This is a genomic window from Sphingobium sp. Ant17 (genome assembly GCF_000588875.1).
Lineage (GTDB): Bacteria > Pseudomonadota > Alphaproteobacteria > Sphingomonadales > Sphingomonadaceae > Sphingobium.
Genome location: NZ_JEMV01000108.1, coordinates 1 through 8,976 on the forward strand (window position 1 = coordinate 1; position 8,976 = coordinate 8,976).

An 8,976-nucleotide genomic window follows, 5' to 3' on the forward strand; every position below is an offset into this window, starting at 1 on the left:
GAAACCTTGCCCCCTTGCTCTGACGGCTCTGCGCAGCTCGAGTTCAAAGCCTCGATGGCGTTTTGTCGTATATATGATCCTGCGGACGTCGTCAGGAAACGCAAAGAACGGAATGACCTCAGCCCAGGCGCGACGCCAGCTCTGGCCAATAGCCGGGTAACGCTGACCCCAGGGACCGGCCTCGAATTCGGTGAGTGCCACCTGTGCAGCATCAGCGCTGTGGCGCGGTAAATCTCCTTGAGCGCGGTTGCCAGCCCTTTGCGGTCTTTCCAGGATACGAAGTCCATGGAGTTGCGCAGCAGATGGACAATGCATATGTGGACGGCCTCCGCCTTACAATAGATTTAACAGACTATGACCGATCGCTTGCGTTCATATGTCCGGCCTCAAAGGTGCAGCCGCAAATGACCGCGGGCCAAGATGGTTTCCGCCACATGAGTTCCAAACACGTTTCCGGCATTGAGTAGCCATTGCATCGTACGGAGTGTCTCACGCCCGGAATGATCGATCCCATCTGCGCATTCTATTGCAAGTTCAGGCCTTAGCTCAACACGGGTTCTTGCACATCAGCACCCTTGTTTCGCCAAGCTCTATGCCGCTACCTCGCGTAGCGGAATACTGTTTGCCCGGTAGCGCTCGCCGGTCACCATGAGCTTCCAGGCAATGCGCGCAATCTTGTTCGCAACCGCCACGGCAACGAGCTTTGGCGGCTTGCGCTTGAGCAGTTCAAGTAGCCAGGCGTTTGCATTGTTGCCCTTTCCTGCTCGAACATGCCGTAGAAGCGCGGTCGCACCGGCCACCAGCACACTTCGCAGCAGTTCGTCCCCGGCGCGTGTTATAATGCCAAGCCGAACCTTGCCGCCGGTAGAATGGTCCTTTGGTGTCAGGCCCATCCAGGCGGCAAATTGTCGCCCTGAGGCAAACAGCTCGGGCGCTGGCGTTTTCATCATGAGGAGCGACGCTCCGATTGGACCGACACCGGGGATTTCCGCCAAGCGTCGGCTGCATTCGTTGGCGCGGTGCCATGCCGCCAACTCCGCTTCGACCTCTTCGATTTGGTCCTGAAGCTGAGAATATTCCTTCGCCTGCGCGGCAAACAGCGTTCGCGCAAGCGCCGGCACAGTTGGGTCGATCGCGATACGATCGAGCAGCGTAACGATCCGGCACTTGCCTTGGGCAGCAATCAGCCCGAACTCGGCTGCATAACCGCGGATCGCGTTGACCAGCTGCGTACGGGTGCGGATCAACCGATCGCGTACGCCGATCAGCATGAGCGCTGCCTGCTGCTCGGCAGTTTTCATGGGCACAAAGCGCATCGTGGGTCGGCTCATTGCTTCACACAGAGCCTCAGCATCAGCCGCATCGTTCTTCCCGCGCTTTACATAGGGCTTCACCAACTGCGGCGCGATCAGCTTCACTTCATGGCCGTACGACGTAAGGAGCCGCGCCAGATGGTGAGACGCCCCACACGCCTCAATTGCAATCACCGTTGGCGGCAGCTTCTCGAAAAACGCCATCATCTCGGTACGACGCAGCTTTTTGCGTAAAATTGGCTTCTCGGCGGCGTTGACGCCATGCAACTGGTAAACGTGCTTTGACGTGTCGACGCCAACTCGGATAAGGTGTTCCACGGACGGTCTCCTCCTTGAGATTTGCAACAACCTCAATCTGGCACATTGTGATGCCGTTTGGAGGCCGTCCACACCAACATGTTTGAACGACGGCCTCGGGAAACACGGCTGTGATCGCATCTGGAAAGCCTTTGAGGCCATCGACGACAGCAAGTAGAATATCCTCTGTGCCACGGTTGCGCAGCTCGTTCATGACCCGCAGCCAGAACTTGGCACCCTCGTTTTGCTCAAGCCACAGCCCGAGCACTTCCTTGGCGCCATCGGCGCGGACGCCAAGGGCGATATGGATCGCTTTATTGCGGACCATGCCTTCGTCTCGGATTTTTACCCGGATCGCATCGAAAAAGACCAGCGGATAGATCGCATCGAGCGGGCGTTGCTGCCAGACGGCGACTTCATCGAGCACCGCGTACGTCACCGTGCTGATGAGATCGGGCGACACATCGATGCCGTACAGATCCTGCAGGTGCCCGGTAATCTCCCGGGTGCTCATGCCCCGCGCATACATCGACACAATCTTCTCATCGAAGCCCGGAAAGCGGCGCTGATACTTGGCTATCAGCTGCGGGTCGAAGCTRGACTGGCGGTCGCGCGGGACATCAATCTCCAGCTTGCCGGTCTCGGTCATTACGGTCTTCCGGCCATAGCCGTTGCGCGTGTTRCCGGCACCTTCGCCTGTCGCAAGATGGTGATCCATCTCCGCRTTTAACGCGCGCTCCGTCAGCGCCTTCTTCAGCGAATCCAGCAAGCCACCTTGTTCAAATGCCGCACTGGCAGCGCCTCCGGCCAAAAGCTCGTCGAGAAGCGCATTGGGAATAACGGATTCTTTGCGTCGTGACATAGTGGGACTCCTTGTTACCCATTAAGCCCGGCCACACACGGAAATCCTGACAGTCCCTGCAGGGTGGATAACACCAGTTCCGAGGTCCACCCACGCAGGCCCTCAAGTTCTTCGACCAGCTCTACCGGATCGAAAGGCAGGCGCGGGACGAAATACCCGATGAGGGAGAAACGCAGGCCAGCTACACAGGCCAGCTACACAGGCTTGCGATTACCCACAAGTGGCAAGCTCCGCGCCTATTTGGATATCGACGAGGCGTCGTAGGCCGCGCCAGACAACGGTGTTGCCAGGCGGGGGGTCAGACATCCGCGCAAGATAACCGCCAAGGCGGGACAATTTGGTGAGATATAGCTGGAGCGTTCCCGGCTTTGCTCGGCGGTTCCCGCTATCGGTAACGAGGCGGTCGAGGATTGCAATTTCCGTTGCTGTAAATGCGATCGCCGGATCGGCATCGGGGGCAGCACGTGCCATCATGGTCATCCACATCACGCGCCAACTGACGATACAAAACAGCGCGACAAGGTTGGCTAAACGATCGGCGGTGCGAAGCTTGGCATCTTCAGCACGACATCCTGACTTCAGAATCTTATGAAAAACTTCGATCTTCCAGCGCGTCGAATACCAACGTATTTTCTCGATCGCTGCGTCGAGGTCGGCAACTTCCAGATCGGTGACGAGCTTCCACAGTATCGGCTTCCGGCCCAATGGGACACCGACTTCCGACGCATGGATCACCGTCAGATCGAGCGCCGGGTAGCGTTTTTGCTTCCCGATCGGCGGGCAGACGTGGATTCGTTTGTACCGTATATCAAGGGTTACACGTTCGACCGTGTCATTATCGACCCTCACTTCGATGCTATGCATGCCCGCGCTTGGAGCCTCTTGCATTTCGATTTTCACGGTGTGATCGCCGTTGCCAGCGAGCCTGTCGACAACGGTGCGGACGACGAAGTGAGTGCCGAGATCTTTGGCGAGGCAATAGAGTTCGTAAATGTCGCTCTCTCGATCGCCGACATGGACACACCGATCCGGCTGCCCCAACAGAGCGACTGACTGGCGAAGATTATCGAGCCAACGAACGCTCTCCTTCGCTTCGATCGGAACCCGCGTCGGGTTTATTCTCCGCTTGAGCTGGGCAGTACCCTTGAACTTATCGCGGTTCCAGAATTTGACCGCGGCCAGGCCGAGGGGCAGTCCCTCATCCGTGACAACGAGGCTGGAATGCATAAGTATTCCGCAAACCGCATGATGGCGGAGCCGACCACTCTTGTCGCGACCACTGTTGACGCTTTTGGTGAAACCGATGTCGTGCGGGTTCCGCCGCTGATAGGTGAACTCTGTCGTATCCTGAAGCACCAAGATCGGTCCGTCAGATGCGGCATACCGCGCCTTCGTCGCCTCGATATGGCCTGCAAGGATGTCCCCTTCCTCGACCTTTGGGTTGGAAAAGAACCGATATGCGGCTTTGGTGCTCGCCCAGTCCTGACAGGCCAGAGGAATTGATCCTCCCATTCTGTCGCTCAGGCGGCGAAGCAAATCGCCGAACCGGCGCCCGAGACGAGCATCTCTGAAAGCTGTTTCATCGACCTCGCTGCGCGACCAGTGGTCACCCAAAGGCAGCAGTTTTTTCGCTTTCGGCCTGCATCGCGCACCTCACGAACACAATCACGGTGCTCGTGAATGAATCACAACTGATTCATCCGATTCAACAATTTTCTCTCGGAGACACGCAAGCGATTCAAATACTTGTGGGTAATCGCAAGCCGGTAGCGGCCGCATTGTCGGTCGGATGTAGCCGGCGCATTGCGCGGGCATGGATGAGATAATCAGCGATGTGTTTCCGGGCGTTCGTCGCCTGGATGTATTGGAGACGGGCCGGCGTAGGCGTTGGACCGATGACGCAAAGCAACGGATCGTAGAGGAGGCGTTTCAGCGCGGCGTTTCAGTTTTGACGGTAGCGCGGCGCCATGATGTTGATCCATCCCAGATCTATGATTGGCGCAGACGGCTATTTCCGCAGATTTCCAGAGGGATATCCGGCTTTGCGCCGGTGGTTGTGACCCCTGATTGCCCAGTTCCGTCGTCACGCGGCCAGATGGAGATTGTTTGCGGCAATGGCCGCCGGATCATCGTCGACCGCGACGTCGATGTCGCCGCGCTGCTTCGGGTGCTGGCGGGGCTTGAAGGATGATCCCCGTGCCGAGCGATGCGAAGATCTGGATCGCGCTGGGTCACACAGACATGCGACGTGGCATGCGCGGTCTGGCGCTGCAGGTTCAGGAAAGTCTGAAGCGTGATCCTCATCAAGGGGATCTGTACATTTTCCGGGGGCGCAGCGGATCATTGATCAAGATTTTGTGGCACGACGATTTCGGCATGTCGTTATATGCAAAACGGCTCGAGAAGGGGCGTTTTTGTTTGGCCTTCTGCGAAGGACGGTACGGTGCCGATTTCGGCCTCGGCACTGGCCTGCCTGCTAGAGGGCATTGACTGGCGCAACCCGCAGAAAGCCTGGCGTCCGAGCAAAGTTGGGTAGCATTTTTCTGGCGATTTTCCTTCGGGCTCAGGGCCGATTCTGCTAGGGATTCCGGCGATGGAGACGCTCTCGGCCCGCGATATGCAAGACCTGCGCGAGGCCGTTGCCCGCGCGGATCTGCGCGCCGTCGAGGCAGAGGCCAATGCCGCCCGCGTCCTGGCAATCAACGCTGATCTGATCGCCCGCAACGCCCATCTTGAGCTGCAAAACGAGAAGATGCGTCGCGCGCTGCACGGACCATCTTCGGAGCGTTCGCGCCGCCTGATCGACCAGATGGAACTCGAGTTCGAAGAGCTAGAGGCCACTGCAACCGAAGATGAGATCGCTGCGCAGCAGGCAGCTGCAAAAACGACCACTGTCGAAGCCTTCACACGCAAGCGTCAAACGCGCCGGGAGTTTCCGCCAGGTCTTCCCGTCGAGCGGGTCGTTATTCCCGCCGAGAAGAACTGTCCTTGCTGCGGTTCGGATAACCTGAGCAAGCTTGGCGAGAGCGTCATTCGTGCGCTTGAGACTGTGCCTGCCCAGCACAAGATCATCGAGACCGTGCGCGAGCGCTTTTCCTGCAGATCGTGCCAGACCATCACGCAGCCGCCAGCGCCGTTTCACGTCACGCCGCGCGCCATGTTTGGCCCGCATTTCCTCGCATGCCTTGCGTTCAACAAGTTCGGGCTGCACCAGCCACTCAATAGCCAGCGCGATCGCCTCGAGAGCCAGGGCATCCCGCTCAGCCTTTCGACGCTTGCCGATCAGATCGGTGCGATCGCTGCCGCTGTGAAGCCGGTTTTTCTGCTGCTCGAAGCGCACACGCTCGGTGCCGGGCGCCTCCACGGCGACGACACCACCGTGCCGCGCCTGGCAAAGTACAAGACCGACATCGCCCGGATGTGGACTTATGTCTGCGATGATGCGCCGTTTGCAGGTGGGCGGGCACCGGCGGCACTGTTCTACTATTCTAGGGACCGCAAGGGCGAGCACAGCCGGGGGCATCTCACTGGCTATCGGGGCATCCTTCAAGCCGACAATTATGCCGGCTATAACGCGCTTTATGACCCCGGTCGGGCCGAAGGGACGATTACCCACGCTGCCTGTTGGGCCCATGCGAGGCGATACTTCTTCGAACTTGCCGACATCGCCACCCAGCTGAAGCGTAAACCTGGCAAGCGTGTCGTCATCTCGCCACTTGCGATTGAGGCCGTACAGCGCATCGACCGCATCTTCGCTATCGAGCGCGATATCAACGGCAGTCCTGCCGCCGAACGGCATGCCGTGCGCCAAATCCTGTCAGCCCCGCTGGTCGCGGAGCTGGGTGACTGGATGCGTGAACAGCGCGGGCTGCTCTCCTCTAAGGACGCAGTCGGCAAAAAGATGGATTACATGCTCAACGCATGGCCCGCTTTTACCGCATTCCTCGAAGATGGCCGGATATGTCTCACGAACAACGCCGCCGAACGCGCCCTGAGAGCCATTGCAAGAGGAAGAAAAGCTTGGTTGTTCGTCGGTTCTGACCGTGGCGGTGAGCGCGCCGCAATGATGTACACCCTCATCGCCACTTGCAAACTCAACGATGTCGATCCCCTCTCTGGCTAACCGACGTGCTCACGCGGATCGCTGACATATCCCAGAACCGCCTCCATGAGTTGCTGCCATGGACCTGGAAACACCTGCGCGAAAAGATCGATACCGCTCAGGCGGCCTGATTTGCCAGCAGCGTAAACCCGATCTCACAGGAATATCGGTAGCGATACTCCTATGAGGTCTTACCTCAAAAATGCTGCGCGCCTGCGGTCCACACCGGATGCGTACGGTCATATCGACATCAGCACTTCACTTAATGAGGCAACAGCCGAAGCGCTTGCGGATAAGATACTCGCCGAAAATGAGCATCCCCGCCTGTTTGAGCATCAGATTGAGGGTTTGCTCTGGCTGGACTTCTTCATTGATGGCCCTCCCCTCTGGCAAGTGGTCGCAGACCATGATGCGGTCGATGAACCCATGAAGGGCATCAGCACATCAATCGACTTCAACGAGGGCATCTCAACCGTGGAGGTGCGAGGATGATCGACAGGGGAACAGTTTTCGTCCTGCCCAAGAGCGTGTCTATCGCGCCCAGCAGCACGGCCACCGCTACGAGCGCGTCCAACATGCTACACGACGAGAAGGCGCTTGTATGGCGCTCCACGGGGGTGACAGGGGTAAATCTCGTGCTGTCGCAGACCGGCGCTTGGGATACGATTGCGCTTGTGGGAACGAACTTGCGCGCAACCGATACAATCCGCATTCGTGCTGCCAATGACACCACGACAGTCACGACCGCACCAGCAATCGACCAAACTATTCCGGCTTATTCAGGTGTAGCGAAGGCAACCGGCGGCATGGTGGTATTTCGACTGAGCAGCGCAGTTACCCACACAGTTATCCACATTGAAATAACATCGACCGGCAACCCAGCGGGTTATGTTCAAGTGAGCAATCTGATCCTTGGCACCGCTGTTGAATGGGATGGCATCGACGTAGGCGCGGAAGTCTCATACGAAAATCAAGGCCAGAGCTATCTGAGGAAGTTCCTCACGAAGCCGACTTGGAAGATCAATCTGTCGGGTATGGATACCACTTCATATTATGAGGTGTGGGAGGACTTCTGCTTAGCTGCCAGTGATCGACGCGGCTTTCTATTCATTCCTATCTACGGCGACACTTTCCAGCAGAAGCGCAGCGCTTTCGTGTCGATGGTCGGGGCGCCTAAGATGACGTTCATCACTGGTGACATCTACACCTTGGAACTGACGGTCACGACTATCCAATAAAGGCGCATTTCCATCCTTACCAAAGTGGTAAGTAATGGATGGGAAAGAACTATCTGATCGAAGTCACTCCGGTTAAACCGGACGGCCAACTAGCAACCATTCGTATGTCGCGTCGTGGTGTCAGCAATGCTGGCGTCAATCTCGACAACAAGGAATGGCTACCGCTCTTAGAGACACTACCGACATTCAGTCTCAACCTGATGTCGAGCGGCCAACTTCAAATTCCAACGATCAGTTATGGCGACCTAGAGTTCATCTGCTCAGACGCTTATGGCAATGAGGAATGGTCGTCCTATGACTGGTCCAACGCCTTGGCCTCTTGCTGGTATGGCGAAGATGGCGATCCCTTCTCAGAATATACTCAGGTCTTTGCCGGTCGTGTCAGTGGCTTCAATCGTCAAGAAATCTACGCAAGTGTCGCACTTCTAGGTAGCGAAGCCGATCTTCAACGCCCTGCCTTATTCGATGAATATGAAGGCACTGGTGGCCTTGAAGGCGGTGCCGGGATCAAAGGCACACTCAAGCCGCGCGCCCATGGTTTCTGTAAGACAGTATCGCCGGTTCAGATCGACACTGTGTATCTGGTCTATCAGGTTCACGGCTATGGCCCGATCGCTGGTATCGCAAAGGTCTATGACTTCGCGCAGGAACTCGACACTGCGATTGCGAATGTCTCCACATATAATGAACTGATCGCGCTCGATCTACAGCCGGGTCAATGGGCGACCTGTAACGCTCATGGCCTGTTCCGACTTGGTGGATCGACCGACAAGAAGCTGACCTGTGATGTCATGGGTGCGCTCTACAATGGTGTCTACACGAACACCGTCAAGACGATCACCCAGCAGCTAATTCGTGAAGTCCAGCCCACGGCAGTCTTCGGCACCTTCGGGGCATTCGCCGATGCCGAATGGTGCTTCTACGCCAAGGAAGCGACTTCGGTTGCCGATATTGTCTATCGCGCCATTTATGAAGCTGGTGGCTATCTCATTCCCGATGGCGCTGGCCGTTGGCAAGTTGGTGACTTCTACGCGCCTGTAAATCGTGGCCAGCTTCGCAGCGATCGTTCCACCTCCCTCGTATGAGCCATGAGGAAAAGACCAGCCACAGGCCCGGTCTGGAAAGTCAGCGTCGGTCATAGCCGCTGCTGGTCGGTCCATACCC

General features: G+C 57.5%; 9 protein-coding genes and 2 pseudogenes. 7 read left to right on the forward strand and 4 right to left on the reverse strand.

Going from position 1 to position 8,976, the window contains the following annotated elements; all coding sequences use genetic code 11:
• From BF95_RS26865 to BF95_RS23790, 4 genes and pseudogenes are all read right to left on the reverse strand, one after another.
• A pseudogene (locus BF95_RS26865) lies at positions 1–323 on the reverse strand (transposase); the annotation flags it as partial.
• Between the two features lie 267 nt (positions 324–590).
• A complete protein-coding gene (locus BF95_RS23780) occupies positions 591–1,631 on the reverse strand; it encodes an IS110 family transposase (protein WP_043155108.1) in 1,041 nt (346 codons plus the stop codon).
• A gap of 76 nt (positions 1,632–1,707) precedes the next feature.
• Positions 1,708–2,472 (reverse strand): annotated as a pseudogene (locus BF95_RS23785) (IS256 family transposase); the annotation flags it as partial.
• A 210-nt stretch (positions 2,473–2,682) separates the two neighbouring features.
• Complete coding sequence (locus tag BF95_RS23790; RefSeq protein WP_200867052.1) at positions 2,683–4,086, reverse strand: IS4 family transposase; 1,404 nt, start codon at positions 4,084–4,086, stop codon at positions 2,683–2,685.
• A 199-nt stretch (positions 4,087–4,285) separates the two neighbouring features.
• Between BF95_RS23790 and tnpA the strand changes: the two genes are divergently transcribed.
• From tnpA to BF95_RS23820, 7 genes are all read left to right on the forward strand, one after another.
• Complete coding sequence (tnpA, locus tag BF95_RS23795; RefSeq protein WP_043152377.1) at positions 4,286–4,663, forward strand: IS66-like element accessory protein TnpA; 378 nt, start codon at positions 4,286–4,288, stop codon at positions 4,661–4,663.
• 5 nt (positions 4,664–4,668) lie between these two features.
• The gene (tnpB, locus tag BF95_RS23800) at positions 4,669–4,962 is read left to right on the forward strand and encodes an IS66 family insertion sequence element accessory protein TnpB (RefSeq protein ID WP_235209791.1); all 294 of its coding nucleotides are present in this window, start codon (positions 4,669–4,671) and stop codon (positions 4,960–4,962) included.
• On the forward strand, positions 4,922–5,008 hold the full coding sequence (locus tag BF95_RS31265) for a hypothetical protein (RefSeq protein WP_443018377.1): 87 nt from the start codon (positions 4,922–4,924) through the stop codon (positions 5,006–5,008). Before tnpB ends, BF95_RS31265 begins: the two co-directional genes overlap by 41 nt.
• 57 nt (positions 5,009–5,065) lie before the next feature.
• Positions 5,066–6,705 (forward strand): IS66 family transposase gene (gene tnpC, locus BF95_RS23805; RefSeq protein ID WP_152542755.1). Its coding sequence is split into 2 segments (ribosomal slippage): positions 5,066–6,584 and positions 6,584–6,705, totalling 1,641 coding nucleotides; the frame shifts between segments, so codons are not numbered across the junction.
• Positions 6,706–6,757: 52 nt separating this feature from the next.
• Positions 6,758–7,066 carry a hypothetical protein gene (locus BF95_RS23810; RefSeq protein ID WP_043152380.1) on the forward strand — a complete coding sequence of 103 codons (309 nt, stop codon included), beginning with the start codon at positions 6,758–6,760 and terminating at the stop codon, positions 7,064–7,066.
• Complete coding sequence (locus BF95_RS23815) at positions 7,063–7,812, forward strand: hypothetical protein (RefSeq protein ID WP_043155112.1); 750 nt, start codon at positions 7,063–7,065, stop codon at positions 7,810–7,812. Before BF95_RS23810 ends, BF95_RS23815 begins: the two co-directional genes overlap by 4 nt.
• A 38-nt stretch (positions 7,813–7,850) precedes the next feature.
• On the forward strand, positions 7,851–8,897 hold the full coding sequence (locus tag BF95_RS23820) for a hypothetical protein (protein ID WP_152542914.1): 1,047 nt from the start codon (positions 7,851–7,853) through the stop codon (positions 8,895–8,897).
• The last annotated feature ends 79 nt before the right edge of the window (positions 8,898–8,976 follow it).